General features: G+C 70.3%; 15 protein-coding genes. 3 read left to right on the top strand and 12 right to left on the bottom strand.

Features of this window, described 5'->3' with window-relative positions:
- Positions 1-82: 82 nt before the first annotated feature.
- Positions 83-475, bottom strand: coding sequence for a glycine cleavage system protein GcvH (gcvH, locus tag QWY80_RS05425; RefSeq protein WP_290229688.1), 393 nt, complete (start codon positions 473-475; stop codon positions 83-85).
- 495 nt (positions 476-970) lie between these two features.
- Between gcvH and QWY80_RS05420 the strand changes: the two genes are divergently transcribed.
- The 3 genes from QWY80_RS05420 to QWY80_RS05410 all read left to right on the top strand — a co-directional run bounded on the left by QWY80_RS05420 (position 971) and on the right by QWY80_RS05410 (position 4,602).
- A complete protein-coding gene (locus QWY80_RS05420) occupies positions 971-2,356 on the top strand; it encodes an alanine/glycine:cation symporter family protein (protein ID WP_290229687.1) in 1,386 nt (461 codons plus the stop codon).
- A 77-nt stretch (positions 2,357-2,433) separates the two neighbouring features.
- Positions 2,434-3,546, top strand: coding sequence for a glycine cleavage system aminomethyltransferase GcvT (gene gcvT / locus QWY80_RS05415; protein WP_290229686.1), 1,113 nt, complete (start codon positions 2,434-2,436; stop codon positions 3,544-3,546).
- Positions 3,547-3,570: 24 nt separating this feature from the next.
- Positions 3,571-4,602, top strand: a complete 1,032-nt coding sequence (locus tag QWY80_RS05410; RefSeq protein WP_290229685.1) for a zinc-binding metallopeptidase family protein — start codon at positions 3,571-3,573, stop codon at positions 4,600-4,602.
- Between the two features lie 52 nt (positions 4,603-4,654).
- On the opposite strand, the gene QWY80_RS05405 is transcribed toward QWY80_RS05410, so the two are convergent.
- The 11 genes from QWY80_RS05405 to QWY80_RS05355 all read right to left on the bottom strand — a co-directional run bounded on the left by QWY80_RS05405 (position 4,655) and on the right by QWY80_RS05355 (position 17,766).
- Entirely contained in the window at positions 4,655-5,662 is a 1,008-nt protein-coding gene (locus QWY80_RS05405; RefSeq protein ID WP_290229684.1) for an ABC transporter ATP-binding protein, read from the bottom strand.
- Positions 5,659-7,569 (bottom strand): dipeptide/oligopeptide/nickel ABC transporter permease/ATP-binding protein, encoded by a 1,911-nt coding sequence (locus tag QWY80_RS05400; RefSeq protein ID WP_290229683.1) that lies wholly within the window; start codon positions 7,567-7,569, stop codon positions 5,659-5,661. Before QWY80_RS05400 ends, QWY80_RS05405 begins: the two co-directional genes overlap by 4 nt.
- The gene (locus QWY80_RS05395) at positions 7,566-8,513 is read right to left on the bottom strand and encodes an ABC transporter permease (protein ID WP_290229682.1); all 948 of its coding nucleotides are present in this window, start codon (positions 8,511-8,513) and stop codon (positions 7,566-7,568) included. The genes QWY80_RS05400 and QWY80_RS05395 overlap by 4 nt, the downstream gene beginning before the upstream one ends.
- A 66-nt stretch (positions 8,514-8,579) precedes the next feature.
- Positions 8,580-10,160: an ABC transporter substrate-binding protein gene (locus QWY80_RS05390; RefSeq protein WP_290229681.1), complete on the bottom strand. Its 1,581-nt coding sequence runs from the start codon at positions 10,158-10,160 to the stop codon at positions 8,580-8,582.
- A gap of 228 nt (positions 10,161-10,388) precedes the next feature.
- Positions 10,389-10,988, bottom strand: a complete 600-nt coding sequence (locus QWY80_RS05385) for an alpha-ketoglutarate-dependent dioxygenase AlkB family protein (RefSeq protein ID WP_290229680.1) — start codon at positions 10,986-10,988, stop codon at positions 10,389-10,391.
- Between the two features lie 25 nt (positions 10,989-11,013).
- Positions 11,014-11,556, bottom strand: coding sequence for a phosphatase PAP2 family protein (locus QWY80_RS05380; protein WP_290229679.1), 543 nt, complete (start codon positions 11,554-11,556; stop codon positions 11,014-11,016).
- Entirely contained in the window at positions 11,528-12,682 is a 1,155-nt protein-coding gene (locus QWY80_RS05375; RefSeq protein ID WP_290229678.1) for a glycosyltransferase family 4 protein, read from the bottom strand. The genes QWY80_RS05380 and QWY80_RS05375 overlap by 29 nt, the downstream gene beginning before the upstream one ends.
- A 97-nt stretch (positions 12,683-12,779) precedes the next feature.
- Positions 12,780-13,712, bottom strand: a complete 933-nt coding sequence (locus tag QWY80_RS05370; protein WP_290229677.1) for a M23 family metallopeptidase — start codon at positions 13,710-13,712, stop codon at positions 12,780-12,782.
- Positions 13,661-14,530, bottom strand: a complete 870-nt coding sequence (gene yihG, locus QWY80_RS05365; protein ID WP_290229676.1) for a 1-acylglycerol-3-phosphate O-acyltransferase, YihG family — start codon at positions 14,528-14,530, stop codon at positions 13,661-13,663. The genes QWY80_RS05370 and yihG overlap by 52 nt, the downstream gene beginning before the upstream one ends.
- A 343-nt stretch (positions 14,531-14,873) precedes the next feature.
- Positions 14,874-16,826 carry an acetoacetate--CoA ligase gene (locus tag QWY80_RS05360; protein ID WP_290229675.1) on the bottom strand — a complete coding sequence of 651 codons (1,953 nt, stop codon included), beginning with the start codon at positions 16,824-16,826 and terminating at the stop codon, positions 14,874-14,876.
- Positions 16,827-16,857: 31 nt separating this feature from the next.
- Positions 16,858-17,766, bottom strand: coding sequence for a LysR family transcriptional regulator (locus QWY80_RS05355; RefSeq protein WP_290229674.1), 909 nt, complete (start codon positions 17,764-17,766; stop codon positions 16,858-16,860).
- Positions 17,767-17,774 lie beyond the last annotated feature (8 nt).

Below are 17,774 nucleotides of genomic sequence, written 5' to 3'. Positions count from 1 at the left end.
CCGGTCGTGGACGACACGGATCGGTGAACGGAGGCACCCCGGCCCGGAAGCCGGGGGCGAAGCGGGAAACGCCGGGGCGACGTCAGTCGTCGGCGTCGGCCACGGCCTGGTAGCCGTCGGCGTCGAGCAGGTCGTCGAGCTGGGCGGCGTCGTCGAGACGCACCTTCATGATCCAGCCCTCCTCATAGGGGGAGTCGTTGACCGTCTCCGGGGCGTCCTCCAGTGCCTCGTTGACCTCGAGGATCTCGCCGGCCACCGGGGCGTAGAGATCGGAAGCGGCCTTGACCGACTCGATCACGCCGAACTCCTCCTTGAGCTCGAGGGCACGGCCCACCTCGGGCAGCTCGACGAAGACCACGTCGCCCAGGGCCTCCTGGGCATGGTCGGTGATGCCGATGGTCACGGTGCCGTCACCATTGTCCAGCACCCATTCATGGCTTTCGGCGTAACGCAGGTTGGCGGGAATTGAACTCATCGGAATTTCCTATAAGAAAATGGTTTTCGGGATAGCGCGAATGCTACCGCCATTGGCGGCGTTTGGCGAGTCCGGCGGCCCGCCCGCCTCTCAGGGTGGCCCGCGATCCCCGAGACGTCCAGCCTGCGGGCCGCGCAGTGGCCATGGGCGTCGCCGTTGGTGGGACGGGGAGCCGCGGGATGCCCGCGGGCCTGGACGGCGGCTCACCGCCGACTCCCGACCGATGGGCGCGACGCCCTCTGGCACGGCGTCTATGCTGGCAATAGTCGAGCTGGCCGGCAGGCCGGCAGGTTTCGTATAGGAAACAAATTTCCTTTCCCGCCATCCGGGTTGATTCTGCGTCGTTCGTCCGGGTGGTGCATCGGGCACGGATTCCGCTATGTTACGCGGGTCTGCGCTGCCGAAACCTCGCCGGTCGCGCCAGTAGGCAACAAGATCGCCTGGGCGTTCCCGGTACTCGGCAGTGCATAACAACAACCGCATAGGGAGATTCACGTGGAAACCTTGACCAATCTATTGTCAGCCATCGAAGGGGTCGTCTGGGGCCCGCTCATGCTGGTCCTGTTGCTCGGCGTTGGCCTCTACCTGCAGGCCGGCCTCAAGCTGTTGCCGATCCGCAAGCTGGGCATGGGGTTCAAGCTGCTGTGGCAGGGCCGTACCACCGCCAAGGGCGAAGAAGGCGAGGGTGAGGTATCGCCTTTCAACGCCCTGATGACCTCGCTGTCGGCCACCATCGGCACCGGCAACATCGCCGGGGTGGCGACCGCCATCTTCCTCGGTGGGCCCGGGGCGGTGTTCTGGATGTGGATCACCGCCCTGGTGGGCATGGCCACCAAGTTCGCCGAGGCCGTGCTGGCGGTGCGCTATCGCCAGGTCGACGAGGCCGGCGACCACGTCGGCGGCCCCATGTACTACATCCGCAACGGCCTCGGCAAGAAGTGGGGCTGGCTGGGCGGCGCCTTCGCGCTGTTCGGCGCCGTGGCGGCCTTCGGCATCGGCAACACCGTGCAGTCCAACTCCGTGGCCGACGGCCTCGGCCAGTCCATCAATCTGCCGCACTGGATCACCGGCCTGGTGATCATGGTGCTGGCCGGCATGGTGATTCTCGGCGGCATCAAGCGTATCGCCAAGGTGGCCGGGAAACTGGTGCCGATCATGGCCGTCGCCTACATCGGCTGCGGCCTGCTGGTGCTGATCATCAACGCCGACCAGGTAGGCAGCGCCCTGGGCCTGATCTTCGGGCATGCCTTCACCCCGATCTCGGCGGCAGGCGGCTTCGCCGGTGCGGCGGTGGCCAAGGCGATCCAGTTCGGCGTGGCGCGCGGCGTCTTCTCCAACGAGGCGGGCCTGGGCAGTGCGCCTATCGCCCACGCCGCCGCCCAGACCAGGAACCCGGTTCGCCAGGGCCTGATCGCCATGCTGGGCACCTTCATCGACACCATCGTGGTGTGTTCCATCACCGCCCTGGCCATCCTGACCACCACCTGGACCTCCGGCGAGACCGGGGCCTCCCTGACCTCCCTGGCCTTCAACGATGCGTTGCCCGGGGTCGGCCAATATGTGGTCTCCTTCGCCCTGGCGGTGTTTGCCTTCACCACCATCCTGGGCTGGGCCTTCTACGGCGAGAAGTGCTTCGAGTTCCTGTTCGGGGTGGGGGCCATCAAGTACTATCGGGTGATCTACATCCTGGCGATCTTCGCCGGCTCGGTATTGCCGCTCGGTTTCGTGTGGCTGCTCGCCAGCGTCTTCAACGCCATGATGGCCATTCCCAACCTGATCGCCCTGGCGTTGCTGTCGCCGGTGGTGTTCAAGCTGACCCGCGACTACTTCGAAGGCAAGGAGATCCTGCCGGGCGAGGAGCTGGACCACGACAAGTCCTGAGGCTGACCGCCCGTCGAGAGGTGCCCCCGTGGGCACCTCTCGTCGTTGCTGGCCTCGTTACCATGAGCGACGACGACATGAGCGAACTCAAGCAGACTCCCCTCCATTCCCTCCACCACGAGCTGGGGGCGAAGATGGTGCCCTTCGCGGGCTACGCGATGCCGGTCCAGTACCCACTCGGGGTCAAGAAGGAGCACGAGCACACCCGGGCCGCCTGCGGCCTGTTCGATGTGTCCCATATGGGCCAGCTGCTGCTGCGCGGCCCGCGGCCCGCCGAGGCTCTGGAGACCCTGGTGCCGGCCGATCTCCTCGGGCTTGCCGAGGGCATGCAGCGCTATGCGCTGTTCACCAGCGAGGAGGGCGGAATCCTCGACGACCTGATGGTGGTCAACGCCGGCGATCATCTCTATCTGGTGGTCAATGCGGCGTGCCGGGCCCAGGACGGCGCCCACCTGCGCCGCGGCCTGGGCGAGGGACATCGGATCGAGGAGCTGGACCGTGGCCTGCTGGCCCTGCAGGGGCCCCGGACGGCCGAGGTGATGGCGCGACTCTGTCCCGAGGCCTGCGAGCTGGTCTTTATGCAGCACGGCAAGTTCACCCTCGATGGGATCGAAGTGTGGATCAGCCGTAGCGGCTACACTGGCGAGGATGGCTTCGAGATCTCGGTACCGGCCGAGCGCAGCGAGGCCCTGGCGCGCCGCTTGCTCGAGGAGCCCGAGGTGGCGGCGATCGGCCTGGGCGCCCGCGACTCCCTGCGCCTGGAGGCGGGCCTGTGCCTCTATGGTCACGACATCGATACCACCACCACGCCGGTGGAAGCCTCGCTGATCTGGGCCATCGGCAAGTCGCGGCGCCGCGGCGGCGAGCGTGCCGGCGGCTTTCCCGGCGCCGACCTGGTCCTCCACCAGGTGGAGAAGAAGGACCACCGGCGCAAGCGGGTCGGCCTGCTGGGCGAGGGACGCGCCCCGGTACGCGAGGGCGCCGAGCTGTTCGATGCCGACGGCAACCCCATCGGCCGTGTCACCTCCGGTGGTTTCGGGCCCACCGTCGGCCAGCCGGTCGCGATGGGCTATGTGGCCATCGAGCAGGCCGAGATCGGCACCCGGGTGTTCGCCGAGGTGCGCGGCAAGCGCCTGCCCATGACCGTCGGCAAGCTGCCGTTCGTCACGCCGGGTTATCATCGTGGCTGACGGCGTTCCCACGGAGGGAGGGGCATGTACCGCATCGATACGCAGTCCCTGATCCAGCAGCTGGAGGCGATGCTGGCGATCCCGTCGCCCTCGCTGCATGGCGAGGCGCTGGCGGACTGGCTGACGCCCAGGCTCGAGGCTCAAGGCCTGGAAGTCATGCGCACCGCGCGGGGCGACCTGATCGCCCAGTGCCCCGGCGATCGTCCGAGCCGGGCGCTCACCGCCCACCTGGATACCCTGGCCGCCATGGTGGTGCGCCGGTTCCCCGATGGCCGCCTGGGCGTGCGCCCCGTCGGCAACTGGAACGCCCGCTTCGCCCCCGGGGCGCGGGTGCGGGTCCACGACTGGCAGGGCGAAGTCGCCGCCTTGGGCACCCTGCTGCCGGACAAGGCCTCGGGACACGTCTTCAACGAGGCGGTCGATGCCCAGCCCAGCGACTGGGAGCATGTCGCCCTGCGCCTGGACCTGGTCGAGACCGCCCCGGTGGAACTCGCGGCGCTCGGCATCGGCGTGGGCAGCCTGGTCAGCGTCGACCCCGGGATCGCGGTGACCGACACCGGCTTCATCAATGCCCGCCACCTGGACAACAAGGCGGCGATCGCCTGTGTGCTGGCGGCGCTGGAGGCGGGTGCGCAGCCACGCGATACCCGGTTGCTGTTCTCCTGTGCCGAGGAGCTGGGCCTAGGGCTCACCCGGCCGATGTTCGAGGGCATCCGGGAGATCCTCAACCTGGACATCGCCGCCCAGGGAGAGGGGCAGAACGTCTGCCTGCGCGGCGTCACCATCGCCATGATGGATTCCCTGGGGCCCCTGCATCCGCTCCCGACCCGCCGGCTGCTGGCGCTGTGCCGCGAGCATGCCATCCCCTTCGCCACCGACTGCTTCCCGTACTACTCGTGCGACGGCGACTCGGCCGCCCGGGCCGGTGCCGACGTGCGCAACGCCCTGGCCTGCTTCGGCGCCGACGCTTCCCACGGCTGGGAGCGCGTGCATCGTGACTCCCTCGAGGCCCTGGCCCGGCTGGTCGCGTTGTGGCTCGACGATCCGGCCCGCTGAGCGGGTCACTTCCGGATTGTGCTGCCTGGCCGCGTCGACCTCGAGGGACTGGCTAGGGCGGCGGGGGTGCCTGGCGTTGCCAGGCGCCCTCCACCGGGTAGTAGCAGGCCGCGGCATGCCGTTCCCGCCCGCTCAGCGGATCGAGGGGCGGCGGCGCCCCCCGGCAGTGCGCCCGGGCGCGGGGGCAGCGGGGCGCGAAGGCGCAGCCCGGCGGTGGCGCCAGGGGATCGGGTAGCTCGGCATCGCCCGATTCCGCCTGGATGGCAGGACCGCCCGGGACCGGAGCGCTGCCCAGCAGCAGGCGGGTGTAGGGATGGGCGGGCGTCCGGAACAGGGCGCGCGCCGGAGCCTGTTCGATCACCCGGCCGAAGTACATCACGGCGATCCGGTCGCTGATGGTCTCGACCACCGAGAGGTCGTGGCTGATGAACAGGTAGGTGAGGTCGAATTCCGCCTTGAGGCGGCGCAGCAGCTTCAACACCTGTGCCTGCACGGACACATCCAGCGCCGAGACGGGTTCGTCGAGTACCAGCAGCTCCGGTTCCGCCGCCAGGGCGCGGGCGATGCCGATGCGCTGGGCCTGGCCGCCGGAGAACTCGTGGGGGTAGCGGTCGATGAACTCCGGGCGCAGGTTGACGACCTCCAGCAGCTCCCCCAGGCGCCGCTCCAGCCCCTGGCCGCGCATGCCGCGCAGGTGGCGCAGCGGTGCCGCCAGGATGTCGCGGATGCGGCGGCGCGGGTTGAGCGAGCTCAGGGGATCCTGGAAGACGTACTGGATGCGGCGTGACAGGGCATGGCGGTCACGCCGGCGCAGCGCCTGGAGGTCCTCGCCGGCATAGCGGATACTGCCGGCGGTGGGGGCGTCCAGGCCCACCAGCAGGCGCGCCAGGGTCGACTTGCCACAGCCCGATTCGCCGACGATGCCCAGCGTCTCGCCCCGCAGCACGTCCAGATCGATGCCCTGCACCGCCTGCACGCCGGGACGCTGGGGACCAAACCAGCGGCGGCCGCCGCCGAAGGTGCGGGTCAGGCCACGGATCTCGAGGAGGGGCGCGGTCATCGGGACTCTCCCTGGGAGGCGGCAGTGGGGATGCCCAGCGGCTTGATGCAGCGCACCCGGCGCTCGGCATCGGTGGCGATCAGTTCGATCTCGCCCTGCCGGCAGGCGGGCTCGACCAGGTCGCAGCGGTCGGCGAAGGCGCAGCCCCGTGGCAGGGCATCGGCCGCCGGTGGCAGGCCGGGAATGGCCTCGGGCTCGTTGTCCGGCTCGCCCAGCCGGGGCACGCAGTCGATCAGGCGACGGGTGTAGGGGTGGCGAGGCGTCTCGAGGATCTCCGCCGTGGGACCGATCTCGACGATGCGGCCGGCGTACATCACCGCGACCCGGTCGCAGATCTGGGAGACCACGCCGAAGTCATGGGTGATGAACAGCACCGAGGTGCCCTTCTCCGTGCGCAGGCGCTGGATGAGGGCGAGGATCTGCGCCTGGACGGTGACGTCAAGCGCCGTCGTCGGTTCGTCGGCGATGATCAGTTCCGGATCATTGGCCAGGGCCATGGCGATGCCGACCCGCTGGCGCATGCCGCCGGAGAGCTCGTGGGGATACTGGTCGGCGCGACGCTGTGCATTGGGGATGCGCACCCGGTCGAGCAGGCTGACGGCCAGCTCCCGGGCCGCCGGCCGCGACAGGGGCTGATGCTGGCGAATGGCCTCGACGAGCTGGTCGCCGACCCGGATCAGCGGGTGCAGGGTCGAGAGCGGGTCCTGGAACACATAGGCCACCTCACGCCCGCGCAGGCGGCGGATGCCGCGGGGCGGGAGGGCGAGCAGGTCGCGTCCCCCGAGCCACACCCGGCCGCCGGTGATGACCCCCGGGGGCGATGCAACCAGGCCCATCAATGACAGGGCGGTCACCGACTTGCCCGACCCCGACTCGCCGACCAGGCCCAGGCACTCGTTGGCCCCGATGGCGAAGCTCACCCCATTGACGGCGTGGTAGGTGGTGCGGCCCACCTCGAAGTCGGTGCGCAGGTCGTCCACCGCCAGCAGGCCATCGGCCCGGCCCTGCCGTCCGTCCCCGGGGGGCGCTGCCCCGCGCCGGATCCGGGTGATGGGCGCCGGCCGGGAGAGGGCCCCTGACTTCAGGCGTGGGTCGAGGGCATCCCGCACCCCGTCGCCCAGCAGGTTGATGCTCATCACCAGGATGAAGATGGCCAGGCCGGGCAGCATGGCCACATGGGGGGCGTTGATCATCATGCGCCGGCCCTCGCCGAGCATCGAGCCGAGGTCTGCCTGGGGCGGCTGGGCACCCAGGCCCAGGAAGCTGAGTCCGGCGGTCTCCAGGATCATCCAGCCCACGGTGGTGGAGAGGGTGACCACGATGATGGGCAGGACGTTGGGGAGGATCTCGCTGGAGAGGATGCGCAGGTTACCCTTGCCGGAGAGGCGGGCGGCATCGATGAACTCCCGGTGGGCGATGCCCACCGTGACGCCTCGGATATTGCGGGCGAAGAAGGGGATGTTGACGATGGCGATGGCATAGAGGGCATTCATCAGCCCCGGGCCCAGCACCGCGACGATGGCCAGGGCCAGCAGGATGTAGGGGAAGGCCATCAGCATGTCGATGCCCCGCATCAGCAGGTTGTCGGTGCGCCCGCCGAAGTAGCCGGCGACGATGCCGATCAGCGAGCCGACCAGGGCGGCCACCAGGGAGGCGGCGATGCCCACCGCCAGGCTGACGCGGGTGCCCCACAGCAGCCGGGAGAGGATGTCGCGGCCCAGGGCGTCGGTGCCCAGCGGGTGACCTGCGCTGAAGGGCGTCTGGAGACGGTTGGCCGGGTCGGTGACGTCGGGGTCGAGCAGCGGCAGCCAGGGCGTGATCAGCGCCAGCAGCAGCAACAGCAGCAGCACGATGCCGCCGAAGGCCGCCAGGCGGTTGCGGGCGAGCAGCCTGAGGAAGGCCATCATGCCTTGATCCTCGGGTCGAGCCAGTGCTGGAGCAGGTCGGCGCAGAGGTTGAAGAACACGTAGCTGGCGGCGACGACCAGCACGCCGCCCTGGACCAGCAGGATGTCGCGGGTCGAGATGGCGTTGACCAGCATGCGGCCGATACCGGGCCACTGGAACACGGTCTCGATGTAGACGGCGCCGCCGATGACGAAGCCGGCCTGGACGCCGATCACCGGGATGAGGTTGACCAGGGCGACCTTGAAGGCGTGGCGCAGCACCACCCGCCCCTCGTCGAGGCCCTTGGCCCGGGCGGTGCGGATGTAGTCCTGGCGCAGCACCTCGAGCATGTTGGAGCGTGTCAGGCGCGCGATGACCCCCGCGGCCACCACCGCCAGGGCGATGGCCGGCAGCACCAGGTGGTGGAGGATGTCGAGCCAGCCGCCACCGCCATAGGCCGCCGTCATGCCGCTGGCCGGGAACCAGCGCAGGCCCACCGCGAAGGTCATGATCATCAGCATGCCCAGCCAGAAGGCCGGCACCGAGATGCCGATCAGCACCAGCAGGGTGATCAAACGATCCGACCAGCCGTACTGGCGCACCGCCGAGACGATGCCGGCGGCGACCCCGACCAGGACGCAGAGCACCAGGGAGGTGCCGGCGAGGATCAGGGTCGCCCCGAAGCGCTCCAGTACCTCGTCGAGCACCGGACGGTTGAGGGTGAAGGAGCGGCCGAGGTCCCCCTGCAGGATGTTGCCCAGCCAGACCAGGTACTGCTGGGGCAGTGGCAGGTCGAGTCCCAGGTCGGCCCGCAGCCGCTCGAGATTCTCGGGCGTGGCGTAGGAGCCCAGGATCGCCTGGGCCGGGTCGCCGGGAATCAGCGACATGATCAGGAAGACGATGACCGACAGGCCAAGCAGCACCGGGATGGTCATCAGCAGGCGACGCAGGGCATAGCGGGTCATGACGGCGGCTCCGGCGGCGGACGGGACGATGCCGGGGAAGGCGAATCGCCCTCCCCGGGCCCGGGATCAGCGCTTGGCGACGTCGTGCAGGAGCAGGAAGAAGGAGGGCTGCAGGCGGAAGCCTTCCACATCGGCGGTCGTCACGGCGTTCTGCTTCCAGTTGGCGACGAAGGCCCAGGGCGCCTCCTCGTGGACGATGACCTGCATGCGCCGGTAGAGCTCGGCACGCTCCGCCTGGTCCGTGCTGCGTCGGGCCTGCTCGAGGAGTTCGTCGACCTCGGCATTGCTGTAGTAGCCGGAGTTGAAGCCGCCCTGATCGGGCATGGCGTCGGTGCGCAGCGCCAGGAAGGGCAGGGTGTCCGGATCATTGGTCATCCACGCCATCTGGGCCATGTCGGCCTTGCCCTCGAGTCCCGGGTTCACCCGGTCGAGGAAGGTGTTCCATTCGTAGGTCTCGATCGACACGTCCAGGCCGACCTCGGCCAGGTCGGCCTGGATGGCGGCCCCCATGGGGATGGGGTCGAGCATCCCGGAGCCGCCATCGGTGACGTAGAAGGTCAATTCGGCGCCTTCGTGGCCGGCCTCGGCGATCAGCTCGCGGGCCCGCTCCGGGGCGTGGGGATAGGGCTCCAGCTCCGCGTTGTAGGCCCATTCGAAGGCCGGTGGAATGGGGCCGGCGGCGACCTCGGCGGTGCCCTGCAGGACGTCCTCGACCAGCGCCTGCTTGTCGATGGCGTAGTTGATCGCCTGGCGCATGCGTGGGTCGGTGAAGGGGCCTTCGCGCATGTTGAGGATCAGGAACCACAGATGAGGTCCGGCCTGCTCGTGGACCTCGAACATGGGATCCTCGGCGAACATCGCGACGTTGTCGGGTGGCACCTCGACCATCAGGTCGATGCCCCCGGCGAGCATCTCCGAGACCCGGGTGTTGGCATCGGTGATCGGGCGAAAGACCACGGCCTCGAGTTCGGGGGCCCCGTCCCAGTAGTCGGGGTTGCGGGTCACCACCACGCGGCGGTTGCTCTCCCACTCCTCGAACCGGAAGGGGCCGGTGCCGGAGGGGTGGCGACCGATCTCCTCGCCGTGTTCCTCCACCGCGGCCGGCGAGACGATCAGCCCGGTGGGGTAGGCGAGGTTGGAGAGGAAGGGCGCATAGGGCTCCTCGAGCGTGAAGGTCACCTCGTGCTCGCCGGTGGCCTCGACTTCCTCGATGGCGTCGAAGAAGAAGGCCAGCGGGAAGGGGCCGGTGTCATGGTAGGGATGCGCCTCGTCGAGCATGCGCTCGAAGTTGAACACCACCGCCTCGGCGTCGAAGGCGCTGCCGTCGTGGAAGCTGACGTCGTCGCGCAGGGTGAAGGTGTAGACGGTGCCGTCGTCGCTGATGGTCCAGTCGCTGGCCAGGGCGGGTTCCACCTCGAGGCTGCCGTCGGTGTAGCGCACCAGGCCGTCGTAGAGGTTCATCATGATGCGGAAATCGTTGACCGCGGTGACCTGGGCGGGGTCGAGGGCCTTGGGCTCGGCGATCTGGCCGACCACCAGTACCTCGGGGGGTGTCTGGGCGTGGAGCGTGCCGGCGGCCCCCAGGGCCGCGCCGGCCAGGGTGGGCAGCAGCCACCGGCGGGCCTGGGTATAGGGTGAAGTCATCATGCCTCTCCTTTGGGCTCGTGGAGTTGTCATTCGTCGGCGAGGGCGGCTAGGAGACTGCGTCGTTATTTATCATGATAAATCCCTTCCGTAACAGGTATGGCACAGCCTGGCGGTGCCCGCAAGTATCGGCGAGGAGTCCCCGATGGCCCTGGAGGCCGGGGGCCTGGAAGCATCGACGTGGCCCGTGCTCGGGGGCGGCGGGCGCCACCTGCCTGCGAGGCGATGCGCTCAGCGTGACGCCAGCACCAGGCGGAAGGTGAGGCTGATGCGCAGCCCCGGCAGGCGGCGCGGCAGCAGGGCATGCTGGAGGCGGCGCTGGGTCCCCGGCCCCATCACCAGCAGGCTGTCGTGGGGCAGCCAGACATTGAACGGCTCGGCCTGGCCATCCTTCCAGCGGAAGCGTAGCGGGCGCTCGGCGCCGAGGGAGACGCTGGCGATCAGCGGGTCGGGCCCCAGCTCCGGCTCGTCGTCGCTGTGCCAGCCCATGCGCTCGCGGCCGTCGGCGTAGCGATTGAGCAGCACGCCGTTGAAGCGGCCCGGCTGCCCCGCTGCCTCCAGGCGAGCCGTCACCGCATCCCGCAGGTCGCGCACCGCCGGATGCCAGGGCTCGGGAACGAAGGCCTGTCCCGAGTAGCGATAGCGGGCCTCGGGGTCGCCCATCCATACCTGGCTTCGGGGAACGGGGTGCTCGCGCCCGTACAGCCGCAGGCGGGGGCGCCGCCAGTCGAGTTCGGCGTCGAGCCGTTCGAGCAGGCGGCGGGCATGGGGCTCGCCCAGCAGGGGCGTCGCGAGCCACAGGGGCGGGTCGTCGAGCAGTGGCGTGGTCATCCCGGCCAGGATGCCAGGCCCCGGCTCAGCCGGCCAGCGCCAGGCTGGCGTGGGCGAACCCCAGTCCGATCACGGCCCCGGCCAGGACGTCGCTCAGGTAGTGCAGGCCCAGGGCGACCCGCGAGACGGCGATCAGCAAGGAGAGGGGCACCAGCAGCGGCAGCAGCCAGGGCGAGTGGGCCGTTGCGAGTACGCAGAACATCACGGCGTGCATGGTGTGGCCGCTGGGGAAGCTGTAGCGGTCGCGCGCGGGTTCCCGGCAATCGACGTTGCCGACGAAGGTGATGAAGGGGCGCTCGCGGCACAGGCGAGTCTTGACCAGCCGATAGACAACGATGGCCAGCAGGGCGGTCAGGGCATACTGCAGCAGCCGCGGCCAGCCCGCCGGGCCGTGCAGCAACGGCTGGCAGGCGATCAGCAGCACCCAGACCGGCCAGTCGCCGAGCCGGCTGGCCAGGCGCAGGATGGCCAGCCAGGGCCGGTAGAGGTTGTAGCGGCCGATGCGACGGCAGAGCTGCCATTCCAGCAGGTCCAGGCGGTCAAACACGGCAGGGGCGCGTGGCTTCATGGTAGGCCTCCCGGGCGTGGGTCAGGGCGGACAGGAAGTCATCGGCGATGGCCGGCCAGGTGTAGCGCAGGGCGCGCTCGCGGGCGGCGCGGCCCAGCCGAGCATAGCGGGCGGGCTGCTGGCAGAGGGTGACCGCCGCCTCGCGGAAGCCGGCCGCGTCGCCCACGGCGAGGGCGAGCCCCGTGCGATCATGGTCGATCAGCTCGGCGCCGGCGGCGTGGCGGAAGGCCACCACCCCGAGGCCGCTGGCCATGGCCTCGAGCACCACGTTGCCCCAGGTCTCCGATACCGAGGGGAAGAGGAAGAGTTCGGCACTGGCGTAGTGGCGCGCCAGCGCGTCCGGGGAGATGAAGCCGGTGAAGCGCGCGTCGGGCAGGCTGCGTTCCAGCTGGCGCCGACCCGGGCCGTCGCCGACGATCACGATGCGCATGTCGGGTCGCGACGCCTGCATGGCCAGGCAGGTGTCGCGCAGCAGGTCGAGGTTCTTCTCCGGGGCCAGGCGACCCACGTAGAGCGCCACCGGGGTATGGTCGTCGGCGCCCCAGTCGCGGCGCAGGGTGGCGTCGCGATGGCGCGGCGCGAAACGTTCGCCGTCGATGCCGCGGGCCATCAGGCGCAGATTGGCGAAGCCGTGCCCGGCGAGCGCCCGGGCCTGGGCATGGGTGGGCACCAGGGTGGTCGTGCAGCGGTTGTGGAAGGTGCGCAGGCGCCGCGTGACCAGCGCGGCCAGCCAGGCCACGCCGTAGTCGCGACAGTAGTGGTCGAAGTTGGTGTGCCAGCCGGCCACCACCGGGATCGCCAGGCGCCGCGCCGCGCCCAGGGCCGACCAGCCCAGCGGCCCCTGGGTGGCCAGGTAGACCACGTCCGGACGCTGGCGCCGCCACAGCTGGCGGATGGCGCGACCGGCGGGCAGGCCCAGCCGGACCTCTCGATACCCCGGCATGGAGAAGCCCGGGACCTGCAGTTCGGCCTCGACGCCCGGGCTGTGTCCACCGCCGCTGGGACGCGGACGCACCAGTTGCAGGCGGTGCCCCCGGGGTTCGAGTTCCCGGCTCAGGTGCCCCAGGGTGTGGGCGACGCCGTTGATCTCCGGCGCCCAGGTCTCGCTGACCAGACAGATGCGCATGACGTCCTCGTCGGTGGCCCCTTTCCAGACACGAGGATGCCGACACGGCATGACAGTCCGACGACACCGTCGTTAAGGGACGATGTCAGCGGCGGCCTCAGCGCAGCACGCGCCTGGGGTCGAGCGGCTTGCCGCCCCGGCGCAGGTCGAAGAGCAGGTCGTGGCGCTCGGTGGCGTTGCTGTAGCCCACCTCGCACAGCGGTGTGCCGCGGGCGACGCGCTCGCCGTCCTTCACCACCAGGCCGTCGCACAGGGCGTAGACGCTCTGCAGGTTGTCGGCGTGGTGCACGATGACCACCCGCCCCAGTTGGCGCATGCTGCCGGCGAAGCGCACCTCGCCGTCGGCCACCGCCCGGGCGCGGGCCCCGGCGTCGGTGGCCAGCAGCATGGGCTGCAGGGTGCCGCGGCCATCGGTGCCGTAGGCGCGTACCACGCGGTAGTCCTCCAGGGGCCAGGACCAGCCCCGGGCCGAGGCGGGCGGGTCGCCCGGATCGGGGCGGCTGGCGCCCGAGCCGTCCGGAGGCGCGGGGCTTGCGGGAGGGCTCGACGAGGCGCTTGCACCGCTGGCCGAGGCATTCACGCCGGCCAGCGGCACGCCGATCAGCTGGCCGACTCGCAGTTGCGTGGGTTCGATACCGGGATTGGCGGCCTGGATGCGTGCCGGGCGGGTCGCGAAGCGCCGGGCGATGCTCGAGTAGGTATCGCCCGGCCGCACCTGGTAGCGATAGGGACCGCCGGAGGGTGCGCGTTCGCGCTGGCTGGGCATCAGCAGGCGCTGACCCACGGCCAGGCCCCGGGGGTCGACGCCGGGGTTGAAGCGCTGCAGGCGTTCCAGGGGAATGCCGCCGCGTCGGGCGATCCGCCCCAGGGTGTCGCCGCGTTGCACGACGACCCAGCCGCCGCCCGCGGCGGCCGTGTCGCGTTCGGTTTCCCCGCCGGAGCGGGAGGCACAGCCGGTGACGAGCAGCGACACCAGGATCAGTAGCGCGAGAGGTAGGCGTCCTTTTCCTGCCACAGGGCGTTCAGCCATGAGTGGAAGCGTTCCTTGTAGTCGTCGTCATCGTGATAGTCGCCCTCGAGCATCCAGGCCGGCACCGGCAGGCGGCGCGCCTCCAGGTGCATGGTGCCCTCGCGGCCACTCAGGAAGCGCCAGAAGCTGGGGGAGGGGACGTCGTAGTAGAGGGTGACGTCGAGGATGCCGTCGAGGCGGCTGCCGAGCAGGCCGACCACCTGGGCGATGCCGCCGGCGCGTGGGCGCAGCAGGTGGCGGTAGGGGGAGGCCTGGGCGGCATGCTTGGCCGGGGTGAAGCGGGTGCCCTCGACGAAGTTGTAGATGGCGATGGGGCGCTCCCGGGCGTGGCGGCACATGCGCTCGGTGGCCTCCCGGTCGCGGCGGGCCAGTTGCGGATGGCGCTCGCGCTGCTCGCGGGTCAGGCGCCGCAACATGGGGAACTCCATGGCCCAGAAGGCGAGCCCGACGATGGGTACCCAGATCAGCTGGCGCTTGACGAAGAAGTGGGGCATGGGAATCCGCCGATGCAGGGCCAGGAACAGCAGGAAGATGTCGGTCCAGCTGCGATGGTTGGCGAGCACCAGCCACCAGCGATCGGCAGACAGGCCCTCGGGAAGCCGGATGTCGAGCCGCGGGCGCAGCCAGCGGCGCATCCACCAGAGGTTGCTGCCTACCCAGTTCAGGGCCACGGCGTTGAGGCCGCCCAGCACCAGCCGACGCAGTCGCCGCCCGGGGGTGACGATCTTGACCAGGGTCAACAGCACCAGGGGGATCCCCCACAGCAGGGTGGTCAGGCTGAGCAGCAGGATGCTGACGATCCCCTTGAGCAACGGCATGCACCCTCCTTCATGCGCCCCTGATGGTATGAGTCCGCCCCTACCCGCGGATGCGGGCCGACTCATGCTACTGCATGCCGCTTGGGCTGCCCAGCGCTTCCTCCCTCGTATCAGGGCTATCGCAGATAGCTTCCATCGCTCGGGGCTGATCCGGCGACAAGCCTGCGAGGAGGCGCTGTGAACCCCTCCTTGGGCGCTACCGACGCCATCCCTGGCGTAGGACCTCCTCTTCGGCTTGTCCCCGGCGCCCCTCGCTGTCGGAAACTGCGATAGCCCTATCCCTCGTATAGCGGACTATCGGACGCTGTCCCCGGCGCCTCTCGCCGCGGGGAACTGCGACGGATTATTCGCGGAGTTCCGGCAGATCCTCGAACTCGGCCAGGGCCGCGGGGTTGGCCAGCGATTCGGGATTGGTCACCGGGCGGCCGTGCACGACGTTGCGCACGGCCAGTTCCACCAGCTTGCCGGAGCGGGTGCGCGGCAGGTCCTGGACCTGGACGATTCGCGCCGGTACGTGGCGCGGGCTGGCATTCGCGCGGATGGTGTCGCGGATGCGCCGGCGCAGGGCGTCGTCGAGGGTCAGGCCGTCACGCAGGCGCACGAAGAGCACCACGCGCTCGTCGTCCTGCCACTGCTGGCCGATGCACAGCGACTCCAGTACCTCCTCGACCTTCTCCACTTGGCGGTAGATCTCGGCGGTGCCGATGCGTACGCCGCCGGGGTTGAGCACCGTATCGGCGCGGCCGTGGATGATCAGGCCGTCCTCGGCGGTGAGCTCGGCGTAGTCGCCATGCGCCCAGACGCCGGGGAAGCGGGCGAAGTAGGCGCCGTGGTAGCGCTCACCCTGCGGATCGTTCCAGAACCCCAGCGGCATGCAGGGGAAGGGCCGGGTGCAGACCAGCTCGCCCTTCTCCCCCACGTCGCACGGCTCGCCCGACTCGTCATGGACCGCCACCGCCATGCCCAGGCCCCGGCACTGCAGCTGGCCGCGGTAGACCGGGCGGATCGGGCAGCCCAGGGCGAAGCAGGAGACGATGTCGGTGCCGCCGGAGATGGAGGCCAGCAGCAGGTCCTCCTTGATTGCCCGGTAGACGTAGTCGAAGGTCTCATGGGGCAGGGCCGAGCCGGTGGAGAGCAGGGTGTCCAGGGCCGAGAGGTCGTGGTCGCGGCCCGGCTGCAGTTCCTCCTTGGCGCAGGCGGTGAGGTAGCGTGCGCTGGTGCCGAAGCAGGTCACCCCCTCGCGCTCGGCGATCCGCCACAGGCTGTGCGCGTCGGGGGCGAAGGGCGAGCCGTCGTAGAGCACCAGGGTGGCGCCCGCGGCGAGCCCCGAGACGAGCCAGTTCCACATCATCCAGCCACAGGTGGTGTAGTAGAAGAGTACGTCGCCCTCGCCCAGGTCGCAGTGCAGGCGGTGCTCCTTGAGGTGCTGCAACAGGGTGCCGCCGGCGCCGTGGACGATGCACTTGGGGCGGCCGGTGGTGCCGGAGGAGTAGAGGATGTAGAGCGGGTGGTCGAAGGGCAGTTCGACGAATTCCAGGGGCTCGGCGGCGCCGGCGAGGGCGTCGTCCCAGGCCACCGCCTTGTCGATGCCGCGGGTGTCGGGCGCCGCCTCGGGGGCGAGGAAGGGGAAGAGCACCAGCCGCGCGAGCCCCGGCAGGGCATCGACGAGTTCCCGCAGGCGCTCGTGGAGGGCGATGGCCTTGCCATTCCAGTGGTAGCCGTCGCAGGCGACCAGCACCCTGGGCTCGATCTGGCCGAAGCGGTCGAGCACCCCCTGGACGCCGAAGTCCGGCGAGCAGGAGGACCACACGGCGCCCAGGCTGGCGGCGGCCAGCATGGCGATCACGGCGTGCTCGCTGTTGGGCACCAGGCCCGCCACCCGGTCGCCGCGTTGCACGCCGCTGTCGCGCAGGGCGCGGGCCAGGCGCGACACCCGGTCGGCGAGCTCGGCGTGGCTGAGGGCCTGGCGCCGGCCCCGCTCGTCGCAGGCGATCAGCGCCGGGCCGTCGTCGCGGCGGCGCAGCAGGTTGGCGGCGAAGTTGAGGCGCGCCTCGGGGAACCAGCGCGCCCCGGGCATCGCCTCGGGGTTCTCCAGCACGCGTTGACCCGGCTCGCCGATCACGCCCAGCCCCCACACCCGCGACCAGAAGGCCTCTGGATGGTCCAGGCTCCAGGCGTGGAGGTCGGCGTAGTCGTGGAAGGGGGTGCCGGTCTCGGCCGCCAGCTCGCGCATCAGGGCGGCCAGCTGGGTGGCCTCGCGGCGCTCGGGGGACGGTTGCCAGAGGGGAGTGGTCATGCTCTTGCCTCGCTCGCTCGTGACGTTCTCCCTATAACGTAGCAGGCGGGTCTGCCGTCGGGACCAGGGTCCCGGCCAGCACCTCCTGCAGGGCCTGGGCCGCCACCGAAAGCTCCTGACCGGCGGGGCTCAGCACGCCCACGGGGCGGGCGATCACCGGGTCGATGAGCGTCACGCAGCGTCCGCCCACCTCGTGCATCTGCCGGCGACACAGGGCGGGCACCGCGCTGACCCCCAGGCCGCTGGCCACCATGCGCCCCACGGTGGCCAGCTGGTGACTCTCGAAGGCCACCGGCAGCTCGATGCCCTGGGCGGCCAGCTCCTGCTCCAGCAGCAGGCGCACCATGGAGGGGCGCTGCAGGGTGATAAAGTCGTGCATCAGCAGCTCGGCCCAGCGCACCGATCTCCTCTCGGCCAGCGGCGAGTCGCCGGGCACCACCGCCACGAAGCGGTCCTCGAACAGCGGCGTGAACGTCAGTCCCTCGCCGGCGGCGGGCTCGAAGGCGATGCCCAGCTCGACGTGTCGACGGCGTACCATGTCGATCACCTGCTCGTTGATCACGTCGTGGACCGTCACCTTGATGCGCGGGTGGCAGCGGCGGAAGGCCATCAGTGCCGACGGCAGCTGGTTGCAGGCGAAGGAGGGCATGGCGGCCAGCGCCACCCGGCCCAGCTGCAGGGTGAAGCGCTGGCGCATCTGCTCCTCGGCATTGTCCCAGTCGGCCAGCAGGCGCCTGGCCAGTGCCACCAGGGACTCGCCCTCGGGGGTGAGGCGCACGCTGCGGGTGGTGCGGATCAGCAGCCGCCCGCCCAGGCTCTCCTCCAGCCCCTTGATCGCCAGGCTCAGTGCCGGTTGCGACAGGTGCAGGCGCTCGCAGGCCTGGGTGAAGCTCAGGGTCTGGGCCACGGCGAGGAAGGCGCGGAGCTGCTTGAGGGTCATGGCAGGCC

This window comes from Halomonas ramblicola (assembly GCF_030409215.1).
In the GTDB taxonomy this organism is placed as follows: Bacteria; Pseudomonadota; Gammaproteobacteria; order Pseudomonadales; family Halomonadaceae; genus Halomonas; species Halomonas ramblicola.
Note: the sequence above shows the minus strand (reverse complement) of the source record. Positions and strands in the feature narration are given on the sequence as shown.